The sequence below is a fragment of the Tropicimonas sp. IMCC34011 genome (assembly GCF_003390865.1).
Lineage (GTDB): Bacteria > Pseudomonadota > Alphaproteobacteria > Rhodobacterales > Rhodobacteraceae > Tropicimonas_B.
This window is the reverse complement of sequence record NZ_QMEJ01000007.1, coordinates 1-15,434: the sequence shown is the minus strand read 5'-3', so window position 1 is coordinate 15,434 and position 15,434 is coordinate 1. Positions and strand designations below refer to the sequence as shown.

20 protein-coding genes and 1 pseudogene are annotated in these 15,434 nt (G+C 60.9%); 17 read left to right on the top strand and 4 right to left on the bottom strand.

Going from position 1 to position 15,434, the window contains the following annotated elements:
- A partial coding sequence (locus DQG15_RS17910) for a hypothetical protein (protein ID WP_157969053.1) occupies positions 1–459 on the bottom strand: 459 nt, incomplete at its 3' end.
- Between the two features lie 107 nt (positions 460–566).
- Here DQG15_RS17910 and DQG15_RS17905 point away from each other — a divergent pair.
- The 15 genes from DQG15_RS17905 to DQG15_RS18320 all read left to right on the top strand — a co-directional run bounded on the left by DQG15_RS17905 (position 567) and on the right by DQG15_RS18320 (position 11,557).
- Positions 567–824, top strand: a complete 258-nt coding sequence (locus tag DQG15_RS17905) for a helix-turn-helix transcriptional regulator (RefSeq protein WP_116087767.1) — start codon at positions 567–569, stop codon at positions 822–824.
- 162 nt (positions 825–986) lie between these two features.
- Entirely contained in the window at positions 987–1,391 is a 405-nt protein-coding gene (locus tag DQG15_RS17900; RefSeq protein ID WP_116087765.1) for a very short patch repair endonuclease, read from the top strand.
- 75 nt (positions 1,392–1,466) lie between these two features.
- Entirely contained in the window at positions 1,467–2,792 is a 1,326-nt protein-coding gene (locus tag DQG15_RS17895; RefSeq protein WP_116087762.1) for a DNA cytosine methyltransferase, read from the top strand.
- On the top strand, positions 2,785–3,570 hold the full coding sequence (locus tag DQG15_RS17890) for an endonuclease (RefSeq protein WP_116087760.1): 786 nt from the start codon (positions 2,785–2,787) through the stop codon (positions 3,568–3,570). Before DQG15_RS17895 ends, DQG15_RS17890 begins: the two co-directional genes overlap by 8 nt.
- A gap of 223 nt (positions 3,571–3,793) precedes the next feature.
- Positions 3,794–4,288 (top strand): helix-turn-helix domain-containing protein, encoded by a 495-nt coding sequence (locus tag DQG15_RS17885; protein ID WP_116087758.1) that lies wholly within the window; start codon positions 3,794–3,796, stop codon positions 4,286–4,288.
- 71 nt (positions 4,289–4,359) lie between these two features.
- Positions 4,360–5,085 (top strand): hypothetical protein, encoded by a 726-nt coding sequence (locus tag DQG15_RS17880; RefSeq protein WP_116087756.1) that lies wholly within the window; start codon positions 4,360–4,362, stop codon positions 5,083–5,085.
- On the top strand, positions 5,082–6,272 hold the full coding sequence (locus DQG15_RS17875; protein WP_232830926.1) for a TIR domain-containing protein: 1,191 nt from the start codon (positions 5,082–5,084) through the stop codon (positions 6,270–6,272). Before DQG15_RS17880 ends, DQG15_RS17875 begins: the two co-directional genes overlap by 4 nt.
- A gap of 97 nt (positions 6,273–6,369) precedes the next feature.
- The gene (locus tag DQG15_RS17870; protein ID WP_116087754.1) at positions 6,370–6,579 is read left to right on the top strand and encodes a hypothetical protein; all 210 of its coding nucleotides are present in this window, start codon (positions 6,370–6,372) and stop codon (positions 6,577–6,579) included.
- A 24-nt stretch (positions 6,580–6,603) separates the two neighbouring features.
- Positions 6,604–6,813 carry a hypothetical protein gene (locus DQG15_RS17865; RefSeq protein ID WP_116087752.1) on the top strand — a complete coding sequence of 70 codons (210 nt, stop codon included), beginning with the start codon at positions 6,604–6,606 and terminating at the stop codon, positions 6,811–6,813.
- A gap of 563 nt (positions 6,814–7,376) precedes the next feature.
- Positions 7,377–7,916, top strand: a complete 540-nt coding sequence (locus tag DQG15_RS17860; RefSeq protein ID WP_116087750.1) for a recombinase family protein — start codon at positions 7,377–7,379, stop codon at positions 7,914–7,916.
- A 129-nt stretch (positions 7,917–8,045) separates the two neighbouring features.
- Entirely contained in the window at positions 8,046–8,951 is a 906-nt protein-coding gene (locus DQG15_RS17855) for a hypothetical protein (RefSeq protein ID WP_232830925.1), read from the top strand.
- A gap of 18 nt (positions 8,952–8,969) precedes the next feature.
- Complete coding sequence (locus DQG15_RS17850) at positions 8,970–9,260, top strand: DUF3892 domain-containing protein (RefSeq protein ID WP_116087746.1); 291 nt, start codon at positions 8,970–8,972, stop codon at positions 9,258–9,260.
- A gap of 30 nt (positions 9,261–9,290) precedes the next feature.
- Positions 9,291–10,445, top strand: coding sequence for a hypothetical protein (locus DQG15_RS17845; protein ID WP_157969052.1), 1,155 nt, complete (start codon positions 9,291–9,293; stop codon positions 10,443–10,445).
- 75 nt (positions 10,446–10,520) lie between these two features.
- A complete protein-coding gene (locus DQG15_RS17840) occupies positions 10,521–11,249 on the top strand; it encodes a ParA family protein (RefSeq protein ID WP_116087769.1) in 729 nt (242 codons plus the stop codon).
- Positions 11,246–11,557 (top strand): hypothetical protein, encoded by a 312-nt coding sequence (locus tag DQG15_RS18320; protein WP_157969051.1) that lies wholly within the window; start codon positions 11,246–11,248, stop codon positions 11,555–11,557. Before DQG15_RS17840 ends, DQG15_RS18320 begins: the two co-directional genes overlap by 4 nt.
- Here DQG15_RS18320 and trfA read toward each other — a convergent pair.
- Both trfA and mobV read right to left on the bottom strand, forming a co-directional pair.
- Positions 11,554–12,594, bottom strand: coding sequence for a plasmid replication initiator TrfA (trfA, locus tag DQG15_RS17835; RefSeq protein ID WP_116087742.1), 1,041 nt, complete (start codon positions 12,592–12,594; stop codon positions 11,554–11,556). The two genes, DQG15_RS18320 and trfA, sit on opposite strands and share 4 nt — an antisense overlap.
- 227 nt (positions 12,595–12,821) lie before the next feature.
- The gene (mobV, locus tag DQG15_RS17830; RefSeq protein WP_157969050.1) at positions 12,822–14,435 is read right to left on the bottom strand and encodes a MobV family relaxase; all 1,614 of its coding nucleotides are present in this window, start codon (positions 14,433–14,435) and stop codon (positions 12,822–12,824) included.
- Between the two features lie 144 nt (positions 14,436–14,579).
- Here mobV and DQG15_RS17825 point away from each other — a divergent pair, with 144 nt between their 5' ends.
- Both DQG15_RS17825 and DQG15_RS17820 read left to right on the top strand, forming a co-directional pair.
- Complete coding sequence (locus DQG15_RS17825; protein ID WP_116087738.1) at positions 14,580–14,873, top strand: type II toxin-antitoxin system RelB/DinJ family antitoxin; 294 nt, start codon at positions 14,580–14,582, stop codon at positions 14,871–14,873.
- Positions 14,866–15,141, top strand: a complete 276-nt coding sequence (locus DQG15_RS17820) for a type II toxin-antitoxin system RelE/ParE family toxin (RefSeq protein WP_116087736.1) — start codon at positions 14,866–14,868, stop codon at positions 15,139–15,141. Before DQG15_RS17825 ends, DQG15_RS17820 begins: the two co-directional genes overlap by 8 nt.
- Before the next feature lie 70 nt (positions 15,142–15,211).
- On the opposite strand, the pseudogene DQG15_RS17815 reads toward DQG15_RS17820, so the two are convergent.
- Positions 15,212–15,434: pseudogene (locus DQG15_RS17815) on the bottom strand (hypothetical protein); the annotation flags it as partial.

Below are 15,434 nucleotides of genomic sequence, written 5' to 3'. Positions count from 1 at the left end.
GCGGGATGTTTTGAGCAAGGGCAGGGGGAGGTCGATAGTCTCCGTCGGTTCCTTGGGCATGCCAGGGCACCAGCCTCGCGCAAACTGGCGGTCCAGTTGGGACAAGCCATCCTCGCCAATCCACCTGAGATAGTCGCTGGACACGACCCTCTGGCTGTCGGGAAGTTCCGGTCCTGTGATGAACGACCGGGTATCCGAAAGCCCTGACAGGGGATCTGCCTGCCAGTCCAGCTTGTTTGCCGCCAGGCTGCCGTCAAGCGTCAGAGCGATGCTCTCGAACTCCTTGCTGGGAAAGGTGCCCATCTCGACACGAATGCGCTGCGGTTCCGCGAGCTCTTCGGCAATCAGACGCCGGGCGGTTTCGATGTCGACATAGCCCCGAATATTCAGCTGCATCAGGGCCGCGCCTGTCTCGGTGCATTCGATCATGGTTACCGGGTGCGGGTTGCGTCGGTTCATTGGGGGGTCTCCTTGGGGCAGGGGGAGCGAAGTTACGCCAGATTATCCATTTTTTAGATAATCTGAAAAGCAGATTACCGCTTGCGCGCGGAGAGGTGCGCAGCGGCATGACAAAGACAATCAGAAGCACGGGTCATGCGGCTTTATGCGAGGCGTTGATCGATGCCCGGAAAGCGGCAGGTCTGACCCAGGCCGGAATGGCCGAGCGCCTTCAGTGCCATCAGTCCCTGGTTGCCCGGATCGAGAGCGGCGAGCGCAGGATCGATGTGGTCGAGCTGGTCGTGCTTGCCCGCGCGATCGGTGTTTCTCCGTCCGTGATCCTGGAGCGGGTCGCGGGAGCGACGGAGCCAGGCCATCGCATCTGACGTTCATCTTCCCAAAAGTATCCTCGGGGGAGCGCCGTCAGGCGCGGGGGCAGACAGCCCCTGACATTTTCCGACTGCCTAGCCGTACACGGCTTCCCTTCGCTCCCTCGATTCTATGACTTTCCTTAGCTATCCCTGCCGCACAGCCGGAGAACCAGAAACATGGATACGCGCAGCCCAGAGCAGCGCCGGCGCATCATGCAGTCGGTAAAACAGAAGGACACGGCACCGGAAATGGTCGTGCGCCGGCTGCTGCACGCGGCCGGCTACCGGTACCGGCTTCACCGGAAAGACATGCCCGGCAGGCCGGACATCGTGTTCGGCGGCCGCCGGAAGGTCATCTTTGTGCATGGCTGCTTCTGGCACGCTCACGGCTGCAGCAAAGGTCAGGCCCCTAAATCGAAACTTAACTACTGGGGGCCGAAGCTGGCTCAGAATGCCGAACGCGACGCCCGAAACGTCCGCAGCCTGGAAGAAGCCGGCTGGCAGGTGCTGACCGTCTGGGAATGCGAAACGAAGGAGCCGGAGCGCCTTCTGCCGGTTCTCCGGGATTTTGTGGACAAATAGGGAAAACGATCGACATATAGCGACCGCTTCGTTATGATGGCGAATCAAGAACCTACAAACACAGGAGGCAGGCGGATGCGGCCGGTGGGAATCGATCTTTTTGCCGGCGCAGGCGGCCTGAGTCTCGGATTCGAGCAGGCCGGCTTCGATGTGCGCGCCGCGATCGAGATCGACCCGGTGCACTGCGCTGTCCATAAGTTCAACTTCCCGCACTGCGCCGTCCTCCCCCACTCGGTTGAGCATCTGAGCGGAGACGATATCCGCCGCGCGGCGGGACTGGGCGACGAACCGGTGCACTGCGTCTTCGGCGGCGCGCCGTGCCAGGGCTTCTCCCTGATCGGGCACCGGGCGCTCGACGATCCGCGCAACCGTCTGGTGCTCGACTTCGTGCGCATCGTGCGCGAACTGGATGCGACCATGTTCGTCTTCGAGAATGTGAAGGGTCTGACAGTCGGGAAGCACCGGAAGTTCCTTCAGGAGCTGGAGACCGCCTTCAGTGCTGCCGGCTACGATGTCAGGCTGCCGTGGCAGGTGCTCAACGCCGCCCATTACGGCGTGCCGCAGTCCCGCGAGCGCTTCATCCTCATGGGCGCAAAGAAGGGACACCCGCTTCCGGACTATCCGCAGCCGCAGACGAATATGTCCGGCAAACCGGCAAAGTTCCCGGACCTGCCTTTCGGGCCGACCAGTGCTGACGCGATCGGCGACCTGCCCGATGCAGACAGTTATCGCACCCTTCAGGCGTCCGATGCCGTGCCGACTACCCGCTTCGGCGACCCGTCCCCCTATGCGGCGGAGCTGCGCGGCCTGAGCAACGATGCCTGGCACTACGGCTATGTGCGCGAATGGGAGCCGTCCCTTCTGACGTCGAGCGCCCGGACGGAGCACACAGACATTTCCCGACGACGCTTCGCAGCCACGGAGCCCGGCACGGTCGAGCCGATAAGCCGCTTCTTCAAGCTTTCCCCGGATGGCGTATCCAACACGCTGCGTGCCGGGACGGACGGTGCGCGCGGCGCGTTCACGAGCCCCCGGCCAATTCACTACCGCTATCGCCGGTGCATCACGGTGCGCGAGATGGCGCGGCTGCACGGCTTTCCTGACTGGTTCCGGCTGCATGCCACGAAATGGCACGGAGCACGCCAGATCGGGAATGCGGTGCCGCCGCCACTGGCGCGGGCGATCGCCGCGCAGGTCATCGCGGCATTGGGCGTTGAGCCGTCACGCCCGGAAGCGACGGTCGCAACCGGAGACCCGGCCCTGCTGACAGGAGACATGACCGAAGCCGCCGCGCATTTCGGGGTTCCGGCTCCCTGCGGCCGGCGGAACCGCAAGAGCGGTGCTAAAAAGCGCCGCCAGGAAGACATCGAGGCCGAACTGCAGCAGGCGGCCTATGGCTAGAGGTCCGAATCGTTATCATGAGCTGATTGCCGCGATTTTCTTCGACCACTGGCAGGCCGGCACCGACAGTTTCGAGTTTGCCCGCCAGGAGATTATCGACAAGGCAGCCGAGCTAAGCATCGACCTGCCGAAGAATGTCGGCGACGTGCCCTACTATTTCCGCTACCGCTACGCGCTCCCGGAAGCGGTGACCGCCACGCACCCGGACGGACGCGAGTGGATTATCGAAGGGGCAGGCCGCGCGCGCTACCGGTTCCGCCTGGTGAAAGCCAACCGCATTGTGCCGCGCGATGACCTGCTCGCGATCGCCATCCCTGATGCAACGCCAGAGCTGATCCGGGCTTATGCGCTGGACGACGAGCAGGCCCTGCTTGCGATCGTCCGGTACAACCGGCTGATCGACACGTTTCTCGGCCTGACGACCTACAGCCTGCAGAACCATCTGCGCACCACCGTGAAGGGCATCGGACAGATAGAAATCGACGAGCTGTATGTCGGGCTCGACAAGCGCGGCTGTCACTACGTCATCCCAGTCCAGGCGAAGGGCGGCAAGGACCAGATCGGTATCGTTCAGACCACACAGGACATCCGCTTCGTCGAACAGCGGTTCCCCGGCATGCAGTGCCGGGCCATTTCGGCGCAGTTCATGGCCGACCAGGTTGTCGCGCTCTTCGAGCTGACGTTGCAGGACGACGAAGTGAAGGTCGTCGAAGAGCGGCACTATCGCCTGGTGCCGGCTTCCGAGCTCGATCAGGACGCGATCCGTGCTTATCGCTGAGTAAATCGGGTCGCACTACCGGACATCTGTGACCGGTCCCAACGGATACCCGTTCGTCCGGCTTACCGGAATGCTGAATGGATGATCCTTCTTTAGAGGACACGGGCGTCCGGTGCGACCGGTCACCGCTGACCCGTCCTACCGGTCAGGGATGTCCACATGCCTTCCATTGAAAGGAAGCGTTTTCAGTGCGATATGCTATTCCATGTCGAAAGGAAAGCGCATGTCCGACGAAGAACAAAAGGTTGTGCCGCTACGGCCGCAGAAAGCCAGCCGCGCATCTGAGCAGAAGTGGGGCAAGAAGGTCATGGACCTTGGCTTCTGTATTATTCCCTCACTGCTTCTGCGCGGGCAGCAGCGGCTCGGGCTGAATGCCCGTCAGCTCGCCGTGCTTTTGCAGCTTTGCGATTTCTGGTGGGACGAGGCCCGCAAACCGCACCCCGGTAAGAAGTTGCTGGCCGAACGTCTCGACATGAGCGAGCGCCAGGTGCAGCGCATCATCGCCGAGCTGGAACAGGCGGGGTACGTGCAACGCATCCCCCGGTCCGCGCCGCACGGCGGCAAGCAGACCAACTATTACGACCTGTCCGGTCTGGTGAAGAAGCTGCAGGCTCTGGAACCTGAGTTCCGTGCTGTGGAGGACACTGCGAAGGCCGAGCGCAAAGCGGTCTCGCGCCGCGGATACAAACGCCGTCCGAAGGCGGCGAAGGCAGAATAACGATCCCTGAAAAGCTGAGCCCCGGGCGCATACCGAGGGCAGAGGCGGGTCCGGGGCTAACGAGGCATAATATGAGCAATACAGCCGCAGAAGTCAAGATATTCGCGCTGAGCGAGCCCATACTGGACGAACTTGAGACAGCGCTGTCGCCGGAGCGTTTTGCCACCTACCTGGCGGCAACCGGTGGCGATCGCGGTCGTGCGGTGCGCCTCTATACCTGGAACACAGCCGCCAGCGCAGCTTTCTATGGCCCGCTGCAGGCGCTGGAGGTAACGCTGCGCAACGGGTTCCACCGCAATCTGGCCGTCAGGTACGGGGCCGACTGGTACGATAATCCGGCCATCGGGCTCGACCTGGGCTGCCTCAAGCGCGTGGCACAGGCGAAGAAGGAGCTGACCCGCTCCGGCTATGCGGTTGATCCGCCGCATGTCGTCGCCGACCTGTCCTTCGGCTTCTGGGTGTCCCTGCTGGGTTCCGGCGGGTTTCAGGGCCCCGGCCGGACCCGCAAGGCGAACTATGAGATGGCGCTCTGGCGGCCGGCTTTGCGGGCTGCGTTTCCGCATGCCCCGAAGATGAACCGGAAAGCGGCCCATGCGCCGCTGGATTATCTGCGAACATTCCGGAACCGCATTGCGCATCACGAGCCTGTTTTCGGCCGGCATCTGGAGAAAGATTACGACAGCATCCTCGAAATCGCCGGCTGGATGTCGCCGGAGAAGCGGGACTGGATCGATGCACATAGCCGTGTTCGGGAAATCCTTGCACAGCCACGCGATGACGGAGGAATCCGGTTTTGAAAGAGCTGAATGACTTTATCCGTCAGCTGGAGCAGGCCCAGAAGGCCATTGCCCGACTCGACGGACCGCTGACACAGGTTCAGTTCGACCCGGATCAGCCCGGCAGCATCAATGCTGCAATCGGAAAGATGGAAGCGGAGATCGACCGGATTCTCGCGCCTTATCGCAACAATCCCTTTGTAGCGGAGCTTGCGGACGGAGCGAAGGAGCAATTTGCCGAAGAGTTAAGAGAGCGCGCGGCGAAAGCGCGTTCCGGCCGTAAGGATGGAGCAGACGATATGGATACGACGATTTTCCGGCGCATTGAGAATACCGTTGATGACCTGAAGTGGGCTGACATGCAGTCGTTCGGCCGGCATGTGAAGAAGCTTTCTCAGCTGCTCCACAGTGAGGAGCTTGAGCCGATCACCGGGGAGTTGGCCGCACTCGTAGACCTTCCAGCATGGCTGGAGGCGGGCAAGGCTACGCAGGGTAGCATGATCGGCAGTGCGTCACTCGACTGGCCGACCGACCGGAGAGAAGAGTTGGGGATGAACATTGCCCTGATCGACTACTTCGCGGAAGCCCCGGATCGCGCCTGGGATTTCGCGCACACCTTTTTTTATACTGGCGGAAAGGTGACGCCGGAGCTGCAGAACCTGGCGGCTCAGGTAGTGGTCCCCTTTGCTAGGGATTTCATCGACTTTGTGAAGGAGGAAACCGGTTCCGGGGAACCGGCGCAGCTGCCTGTCCGTGATGTTTCGGCCTCCCGGAAGGTGTTTGTCGTACATGGGCATGACGAAGCCGCCAAAGAGTCAGTTGCACGCTTCCTCGAACGTATCGGCTTCGAGGCAATCATCCTGCATGAGCAGGCCAGTCAGGGTATGACCGTTATCGAGAAGATCGAGGCGCATGGCGATGTCGGTTTTGCCGTGGTGCTTCTGACGCCCGACGACACCGGCGGAAAAGAGGGTGCCGATGCCGCGCCCCGTGCCCGCCAGAACGTCATTCTGGAGCTGGGCTATTTTATCGGCCGGCTGGGCCGCGCACGGGTGACGGCTTTGCGGCGCGGGGATGTTGAAGTGCCTTCAGATTTCGGAGGCGTGGTTTATGAAGTCTTCGACGCCGGAGGGGGCTGGAAGCAGGCTCTGGCCAAAGAGCTTACCGCTGCCGGCTTTGAAATCGACTGGAACATGGTGATGAAGTGACAGGTCTGCGGCTCACCTGAATGTTCCTGTTTTGTGCGCGCCGAAAATCTGCTATGTTGTTAGTCGAATCGTTCCGAGCACAGCATATAGGTGATTCATGGCCAGCTACTATGTGAACCGTCAGGCGCAGGCGAATGGCGACCACGAGGTGCACAAGGAAATCGGATGTCCCACCCCGGCGGCATCGCACAATCGTCAGCCTCTTGGCGAGCATTCGAGCTGCGCGGGCGCGGTGCAGGCCGCCCGGCGCTATTACAGCCAGGTGAATGGCTGCGCACACTGCTCGCCGGCCTGCCATACGGGCTGAGGCACCAGCACAGGAGACAGTATCATGGCAAAAGGCAAATCCGGCGGGAGTTATCGCAGCGCGATCAGCGGTCGCTATGTGACGGCAAAGCATGGCAAGGCCAGCCCGCGCACGACCGTGAAAGAGGCCGCCGGCGGCGGTTCGACCGGCAGCCACCGCAGCGCGGTGTCGGGTCGTTTCGTGTCGGAGCGCTACGCGAAAACGCATCCGAAGACGACCGTCAAAGAATCCTGACCCTGGCTTCCGGGGAACCTGTCCCTCCCCGTCCGTCTCAGTCCGGGCGTCTGCTGCGGTCTGCCGGTGACACACGGGCAATGCTGGCGCGCGGCGTCAATGGCCGCGCCCGCTCCGTTCGCTGTGCTGCTTTGTGGGCCATGACCTGCCCTCTGCCCCGTCTATCCTGGCACGAAACGCCACGGCCCGGCAGTGCGGCCCGAAATCAAAAAAGCCGCTCTGTGAGCGGCTTTTTCAGTTACAGCATGTGATGAAATGCGAGTGCGATATAAAGTGCCGCCATTGCAAAATAAACTAACGTTACCATTGCCTTGCCTCCTTATTGTTGTTGCTTTTAAGCAGGGCTCTTGCCTGCAAAGCTATTTATGCGACGGCGACGTCAGGTTCTGACGGATAAGCGGAAAATCGCCTGTCTCCGGACTGGTGAAGGGGCCGACTCCTGGGGACACAAACGGCCGTTTCTGTCCCTTCTCTGCCACACACGGCGAACCAATGGTTTGCGTGGGACAAAAACCCCGGACAAAAGCTTTGCGGTTTTGGGAGGTTTTTGTCACGGTTCAGGCATGATCCTTGGCTATGCCCGTGTCTCGACTGATGACCAGAAGCTCGATGCGCAGATCGACGCGCTGGCGGCCACGGGTGCTGAGCGCATCTATGCAGAGCGCATCAGCGGATCGAAGCGGCAGCGGCCGGAACTGGACCGCCTGCTCGATCAGCTTCGGGCCGGCGACGTGATCGTGGTGACGAAGTATGACCGCCTGGCGCGGTCCCTGCGAGACCTGCTGGAGATCGTGGAGCTGATCGGCGAACGCGGCGCCGGCTTCAGGTCGCTGGCCGAAGACATCGACACGACGACACCGGCCGGCCGACTCATCTTCCACGTCTTCGCGTCCATCGCTCAGTTCGAGCGCGAGCGTATCTCTGAGCGTACCCGCGAGGGACTGGCGGCCGCGAAGAAGCGCGGCCGCACCGGCGGCAGGCCCCCTGCCCTTACCGAAGATCAGAAGATCGAGGTGCGCCGCATGCGCGATGTGGAGCGCCGGCCCCTGCCCGACATCGCAGCGCTGTTCAGGGTGAGCACGAAGACCGTGCGGCGGGCGTAAGTCCTCGGCATTCCGGCGGCAGATGCACGGAAACCTTAGTATCAGGTTGACGCTGCGTGACTCCAAGATGTTGTGCTGCTATATATCCAACCTCACCCATCTGGTAGTAGGCTGGCTATGCCGCGCAGAATGTCACCGTCCGAAGTCCGCAGCAAACTGCGCCAGGCGCAGTCGAAATATAATCAGGCCGTCAACCGCTATAATTCGGCCGTCCGGGCACATAACCAGCAGGTTCGCACAGCGGTCAGCAAATACAATCAGGCGGTGAACAGCTACAATTCGGCGGCCCGGGCGCATAACGCACGCGTGCGGGCGAACCGCGAGCGCCTGCGGCATGAGTTGGCGAAGCTGGAGAGTGCCGCTTCCCGGCCTGCATATGTCACCCTGCGCACCTCAGTGAACAGCGTTCAGCATTCCTATTCCCGGCTGGAGGCCCGCGCGGAAACCGGCATCTACTCCGAGCGCTACAACGATATTCTTGACCTCTCCGAGCGCGAGGCGGCGAACAGCGCGGGCGTGATGAACGCGCTGCTCGACAATCCGGAGGACGCCGGTACGGATGAAGACCTGACCGTGAGCGAACTCGACCCCATCCTCTCCGAGCTTTCAGGGGACGCGCTCGACCGCTGGCATGGCGCACTGTTCTCGCTGAACCCCCGTAACCCCGATGCAGCGCGTCACTTCTGCACCAGCGCCCGCGAGCTTCTGGCGACGATCCTTGATACCTTCGCTCCGAACCGGCGCGTGCTGGAAGCCATGCCGGACTGCGACACCATTCCCTCGGGTGCCCCCTCGCGGCGTGCGAAAATCCGGTACTTCCTGCACCAGCGCGAGCTGGCCGATGAGGCCCTTGAAAACTTTGTCGAGGAAGACTTGGAGAATGTCGTGCAGCTGTTCCGTACCTTCAATGACGGCACACACGGCTCATCCGGTCGCTTCACTCATGCCCAGCTCGTAGCGATCAAGAAGCGTGTCGAGGGCGCGGTCACTTTCCTCTGGCACATCATTCCGCAACCGCTGCGGCAGGCCGCCTGAACTAAAAGGGAACAGAGTATGCCTCAGGATCATCAGGTCACCTGCATCATTCCGGACGGGGCCGATGCCGACCGCCGGATCGACAGCATCGGCGGGGCCAAAGGTGCGGAGAATACCGGGGGAGCCTGGTGCATTAAGCTCGATGTGGCCATCAAAGGCATCGAGGACGGCAAGTGGCGATTCTGGACCGTAGCAAACGGAAAGTCTGTCTGGGTCATCATCGCTACCCGTAATGGCAGGAAGTACCTCAAGACCGAAGCGGACGGTGAAGAACCGAATAATCTGCTGAGTCTTCCACGCTGCAAGTGACGTTCCTGCCCTTTGCCCGTTTTGGACATCATGAATCATCAGCCTGCCCTGAAACGCCGCCAGGTCTCGCGCGAAGAACTCTATGCCCTCGTCTGGAAAACACCGATGAGCCGCCTGTCGGCTGACTTCGGATTGTCCGGCAACGGTCTCGCCAAAATCTGCGCGCGGCTCGATGTTCCAGTACCGCCGCGCGGCTACTGGGCGAAGAAGGACGCCGGTAAGCCCGTGGTGGCATACCGGCTTCCGCCGCAGAAGCAGGGCGGGCCCTCTCATGCAGACATACGCCCCACCCCGCCGGTGAAGCCGCTGCCGGTCGAAGAGCTTCAGACACGCGATGTTGCGGTTAAGGCAGCAGAAGCCGTCATGGTGCCGGAGGCCACGGACCGCCTGCATCCGATGGTGCGGGCGTGGTTCGCGGAGCATAAGCGCGAGCAGAAAGAACGGGCGCAGGAAAACCGGCGCGCCAGGCGCGACGTATTCAGCTGGTCCCGCCCCCTGCTCGCTGACCTGACGGAGCGCGACCTGTACCGGTTCCGTGTGACCAGTGCCGTGTTCCGGGCTGTAGAGGCGGCCGGCGGCCAGGTTGTGAAGGCCCCCGTGACCGGCAAGGTGACGTTCCGCGCCGGCGGGCATGACATTGCCTGCAGTATTGTCGAGAAGCTGTACCGCCCGCTGAAGGTGCCGGAGGATGACGCATGGACCGCCTGGCCCGACCATCACCAGACCGGCCTGTATTCCTCCGGCTTCCTGCGCGTGACCATCACCACCTATCTGGAAGGCCGCCAGAAGCAGTGGATTGAAAACGACAAACAGAAGATCGGCGATGTTCTCCCAGACATCGCGGGAGCCGTCATCGCCGGAGGGGCGTTTCTGGAACGAAGGGAACGTGAATTTCAGGAAGCCGAAGATCGCCGCCGCGAGGAAGAACTGCGCCGGCTGGAACGCCAGCGTCAGCGCGAGGCAGAGGAACGCCGCTGGCAGCGGTTCACCAAGGCAGCGTCGGACTGGGAAGAGCACGGCCGCCTGCTTGCTTTCATCGCCGAGCTGAAACGCCGCCTGCCCTCTGAGGCCCCGGAGGCGCAAGAAGTGCTCAGAAAGCGCATTGAGTGGGCCGAGGGCTACGCGACGAACCTGGACCCGCTGTGTCGGGGGCTTCAGACATTGGATAGATGGATCGAAGGATAATGATGGAAAGTAACTCTAGAGTTAGAGATGAAGTTAGAGTTGACTTTATCTTTAAATTCTTCTTATATGGCTCGTATGTATGTCATCACCTTCGCAAATCCGAAGGGCGGTTCGGGGAAAACGACGTCCGCCATGCTTCTGGCTGAGCAGATCGCTCTTTCGGGCGGACGGGTTTCCATTCTCGACCTTGACCCGAACGCCAACATCCTTGCGTGGTCAGAAGGCAGGAAAGCGGAAGGGCGCGACGTGCCCTTTTCGGTCTATGCGCGCCCTCAGGCCGAAGACACCGTTGAGTTGATCGATCAGCTTTCTGGTGAAACGGATTACCTGATCATCGACCTGGAAGGGTCGAAGGATCAGATCGTCACCTTCGCGCTTTCTAGGACAGACCTTTGCATCATTCCGCTTGACGGTTCGCCCATGGAGGCCAGGCAGGCGGCGGCAGCCGTCCGGCTCGTACAAACCACATCGAGTATGATCCGTGCGCCAATTGCGTACTCGCTATTGTTCACGAGGACCAACGCGGCCTTCCAGACCACGGATGAGCGCGACGTGCGGCAAGAGATGGAGATCAACAACATCCCGACGCTGCCGACTCGCATTGCAAAACGCGCACCCTATACCCGCATTTTCCGTGATGGCGTGCTTCTTTCGGAGTTGCCGGGCATCGTCACGAACGAACACGAAGGCAAGACAGCCTCTGTTACGGACAAGGCCATGAAACAGGTGGTCGCGGCTATCGAGAACGCCCGTGATTACGCTCAGGCTGTCATTCATGCACTCACGAAAGAGAGGTCCGCATGAGCAAGTATGGATTTGGTGGCGGTATCGAGCTCCCCAAGCCATCCGAGTCTTTGCGACCACGGCCTAATGTTGAGCCGAGTTCGGTTGAAAAGGCTGTTGAGGCCGGAAAAACTTTAGGTTTTGTCAGCCGAGAAGCTTCCACGCGACTGAAGCCTGGTCCGAAGCGCAAGGAGCCACAGGACAAGGTCTCTATTCCGGGGCCAAAGCGCGTTGTCGATGAGTTTCGGACATTTTGCCGAGAGCGCGATCTTACACTGTGGCAGGGACTTGAACTGCTCCTTTCAGAAAACCGTCAGGGTCCACGTTAAGGGCGGCCGCGTTTCTCGAAGACCTTCTTGCAGAACCCGATGAAGGCAGCATTAGGGTTGCGTGGCGGTTCCGTCATCCAGTCCCGCCATTCCTGTTCAAGGACATACACATCCCATCCGGGCGCAACTGCCCGAGCGTCATGATAGGCTTCTGGGCCGAGCCGTACTTGAGGAAGGGTAGGGGCCGAGTGTCTGGCTTGATCGCTCCGGCGATTGGTGAAAATGACCATGTCACCTTCCACACGCACAGCGTAGTCAGGCATATGGGCGTGTTGCCCATCCTGACGTACGATACTCATGACCAAGCGGCGAAACTCTTTTGACGTAGAGCAGGAACCGCACTTGGCTTGCAGCTTCTCCAGTCCGATCTTCCATTCCTGCTTCGCTCCGCAATGTTTTCGGGCGAGTTCATAGATGCGCCGCTCCAACGGCTTGCGTAGACGAAAATAGTCACGGTGCAGGGTCAGCACCTCGCGATGCCGGATGGCGTTGAACACCCAATCCGAGAGCCTGATCTCCACTTCCTGCATCCGGCCGTCGCGCGTCTCACGGACGATCTTGAACCGGTCAATCAGTCCGAAGCCATCAAACTCTTCCTTGCCACCAGTAATAAGGTTGGTGGTGATCACGGTTCCCTGAAGGCGTTCCAAGGCTGCGCGAAGCTGTTCATACCCACGCCCGTCCGTTCCTCTGTTTGTGGCTTTCAGCAGATCATATGCTCTAAAGCGAATGGTCGGACTGACTTCGCGTTCTTCATTTAACGCCGCGATGCACTGGCTGATGCAGTAAATCAGCACATCACGATCATGGACCGTAGCTAGCCCCTTAACCGAAGGCGTGATCTCGACGAAGTTCTGACCGTTCTCGTATCGACGAATTCGCCGGTCTGGCTTGGTCGAGATGGAAAAGATCGGGTGCTCCATCGACGCCATGTCACCCTTAGGCGCAGCATCAAAAATATCGCAAACAAAGAAGTCTGCTTGCTGCATCCGATCCGGCAAGAGCGGAGATCGAGAATTCGTGTTATCACCCACCATGGCTACACATTCGTGCTTTCACCCACCAAGGTCAAGGCTTTCGTGCTTTTGCACACCATATTTCGTGTTATCACCCACCTATCTTCGTGCTTTTGCACACCGGCGAGTAAGAAATTTCTTTCAAAATCAGTAAGATGACATGCACAAAATAGACCGTAACACTGAATCTAACACATATTTAACACCCATGAAGATCGTGCGGCCTGTGGATAAGTCGCCGCGCCCGATCAGTGCCGAAGCCCTGGATCTTGATGCTTCTGCCCATACTCGGCATCTACAAGCCGTTCGATCACACCACGACGAACACCGGCATCCACATCAACGTCCCCATGATCGAAATAGGCCAGCGCCAGGCTGAGCTGTTGCTGCTGAGAAAGATGATCGCCAAGAACGTCTTCCAGCACTGTCTCGTCACCCTGCTTGAGGGCCGCCAACTGATCTTCTGAAAGAGAGCCTTCGATTTCCGCACGGAACGCCATTCGTTCGTCCCGTCTGCTGAAGGGCGGAGTGATCTGATCCTGCGCCAGATGAGCCAGAGCTTTCTGAATGTGGGGGAGGGCGCGTGCCTCGATCGCGATGCGCACCGGATCTTTCCGTTTCGCGACCTTGCCGTCCCCCATGGCGTCCAGTGTCAGGTCCAGCGCCCGGTCGAAGCGGGCCTGTTCCTCCGTCATCGCCGAGCCTTCCGGTACGACCCGGTCAAAAATCTCCGCGATCCTGCCGATCCGGTCCGGGGAGCCGGCCGCATCCTTCAGAACGCCCAGGTCCCCGTCGAGAATTTTCGTCTCCAGGTCGGTGTAGGCTTCGAGGGCTGCATTCGCCTCAGCGCCCCTGTCCGCCATTTCCAGGCTGGAAACCAACCGGGAGAGCGTTCCGCGCGCGTCGTCGAGCTGGGCCTTGTAGCTCTGCTTCAGCTCCTGAAGGGAGCGGATCATCGACTGTGCGGTGTTCAGCTGCGCTTCCATGTCGAGCTTTTCTTCCCGCATCTTCATCTGGAAACCGCGGAGCGCGTCTGTTGCGGCCTCTGTCGCCCGCGCATGCCACTCGGCATCGCTTTCCTTGCCGCCGCGCAGGAGGGAGCCTCTGACGCGCTCAGGAAGGGCGACAGCGCCCTCGCCGGACATGTAGGCCCCATAGACCCGCTGCACGCGCTCGTGTCGCGCTGTGGAGCCCTTGATGCCGCGCCGAAGACCATGCTTCTCGCTGACCTTTTCCGCGAAGTCCGTCTGAAGGTCCGAAAGGGCTTTCTTGTTCCCCACGAACGACCGGCAGTTCAGCTTGCCCCTGTCATCGAGGGGGATGGTCATCACCGTCATATGCGGCGTGGTCTCGTCGCGGTGGATCATGGCCGAGAGAACGTTTTCCTTGCCGTGCCGGTTCTCGATCCAGCTGAGCGCATCCCGGAAATAGGTATCCTGTTCCTCCCTGGACATGGCCTTCATCTTCTCGGGCGAGCCGCCGATGAAGTATTCCAGGCCGTGCACGGCGTTCGTCCTGATCTTCTCCGGGGCCCGTGCCTTCCACGCTGCCAGAACATCCTTGCTGTTGTCGCCACCGACCAGGATCGTGTTGTCCCTCGTCCTGTCCGGGTCGGCATTCGGGGTCTCACGTTCCCGAAAGGTGTGCTGAAGGCTGGCCCCCATGTTGCCCAGCGTTTTGATCTTCGCCGTCCGCATGATGCCGAAGGATTTCCCCTCACCGTGAAGGCCCTGCATGCTGCCGCGGACCTTGGACCAGCCTTCATCAAGGAGCTTGCGGGGTTCTGCAGACATAGGAGAATCCGTTTGAAGGAAGTGAGTATGTGTACTCACTAGACAATTTGGTCCGCGCCGCGCAACCAAATTGTCGTTCGCCCGCCAGAAGGCGGGGAAAGCACATACTCACTTCCTTCAAGAGCACCGCCGAACGGCCAGCGGTTCATATCCATGTCGGACTTGAACGTATCTCAATTGAGATACATAATGGAGGTCCAAGGAGGACATGCCATGCCCGCTCAAACCTCGATGCTTCACGTCCGCGTGGACGACCACCTCAAGGCTGAGGCCGCCGATGCGCTGGCCGGTGTCGGTCTGACCCTGTCCGATGCGGTGCGTATCCTGCTGACCCGTGTAGCAGCCGAAGGCGGTATGCCTGCCGGGCTGACCGCAGACCCGGAGGCATACGATGCCTGGTTCCGCGCCAAGGTGCAGGAAGCGCTGGCCGATCCGCGCCCGGCCAAGCCGCATGATCAGGTGATGCGCGAGGCGCGCGCCCTGATCGACGGGAAGCGCCGTGCCTGAACTCGAATGGAAGGCCCCGGCGGTCGCGGACCTGATGGCGATTGTCGATTACATTTCGGACGACAACCCGGACGCGGCCCTCGCGCTGATGGAGGAAATCCAGGGCAAGGTGGCGCAGCTCCCGGCGCACCCGAAGCGCTGCCGTCCGGGCAGGGTCGAGGGCACACGGGAACTGGTGGTCCGGCCCAACTACATCGTGGTCTATGCTGAGACCGCAGAGGCGGTCACGGTGCTGCGCGTGCTTCACGCCGCACAACTGTGGCCCTGACGAAACCTGACACTTAAAATCACCGCCAGCCCGGCCCTCCGATGCCCGGAGGTCTCCGGGCCGGGCTGGCTCAGTCTTCGCCCCACAGCTCATCCATGAAGGCCTTGTGGTCGAACTCGGGATCGACCGGGCCGATCTGGTTGGCAAGTTTCCGGGCCGTCTTGCGGCGGGATGTTTTGAGCAAGGGCAGGGGGAGGTCGATAGTCTCCGTCGGTTCCTTGGGCATGCCAGGGCACCAGCCTCGCGCAAACTGGCGGTCCAGTTGGGACAAGCCATCCTCGCCAATCCACCTG

Coding starts and splice junctions, on each gene's coding strand:
- DQG15_RS17905 (WP_116087767.1), top strand. CDS start 567: ATGACAAAGACAATCAGAAGCACGGGTCATGCGGCTTTATGCGAGGCG.
- DQG15_RS17900 (WP_116087765.1), top strand. CDS start 987: ATGGATACGCGCAGCCCAGAGCAGCGCCGGCGCATCATGCAGTCGGTA.
- DQG15_RS17895 (WP_116087762.1), top strand. CDS start 1,467: ATGCGGCCGGTGGGAATCGATCTTTTTGCCGGCGCAGGCGGCCTGAGT.
- DQG15_RS17890 (WP_116087760.1), top strand. CDS start 2,785: ATGGCTAGAGGTCCGAATCGTTATCATGAGCTGATTGCCGCGATTTTC.
- DQG15_RS17885 (WP_116087758.1), top strand. CDS start 3,794: ATGTCCGACGAAGAACAAAAGGTTGTGCCGCTACGGCCGCAGAAAGCC.
- DQG15_RS17880 (WP_116087756.1), top strand. CDS start 4,360: ATGAGCAATACAGCCGCAGAAGTCAAGATATTCGCGCTGAGCGAGCCC.
- DQG15_RS17870 (WP_116087754.1), top strand. CDS start 6,370: ATGGCCAGCTACTATGTGAACCGTCAGGCGCAGGCGAATGGCGACCAC.
- DQG15_RS17865 (WP_116087752.1), top strand. CDS start 6,604: ATGGCAAAAGGCAAATCCGGCGGGAGTTATCGCAGCGCGATCAGCGGT.
- DQG15_RS17860 (WP_116087750.1), top strand. CDS start 7,377: ATGATCCTTGGCTATGCCCGTGTCTCGACTGATGACCAGAAGCTCGAT.
- DQG15_RS17855 (WP_232830925.1), top strand. CDS start 8,046: ATGTCACCGTCCGAAGTCCGCAGCAAACTGCGCCAGGCGCAGTCGAAA.
- DQG15_RS17850 (WP_116087746.1), top strand. CDS start 8,970: ATGCCTCAGGATCATCAGGTCACCTGCATCATTCCGGACGGGGCCGAT.
- DQG15_RS17845 (WP_157969052.1), top strand. CDS start 9,291: ATGAATCATCAGCCTGCCCTGAAACGCCGCCAGGTCTCGCGCGAAGAA.
- DQG15_RS17840 (WP_116087769.1), top strand. CDS start 10,521: ATGTATGTCATCACCTTCGCAAATCCGAAGGGCGGTTCGGGGAAAACG.
- DQG15_RS18320 (WP_157969051.1), top strand. CDS start 11,246: ATGAGCAAGTATGGATTTGGTGGCGGTATCGAGCTCCCCAAGCCATCC.
- trfA (WP_116087742.1), bottom strand. CDS start 12,594: ATGGTGGGTGATAACACGAATTCTCGATCTCCGCTCTTGCCGGATCGG.
- DQG15_RS17825 (WP_116087738.1), top strand. CDS start 14,580: ATGCCCGCTCAAACCTCGATGCTTCACGTCCGCGTGGACGACCACCTC.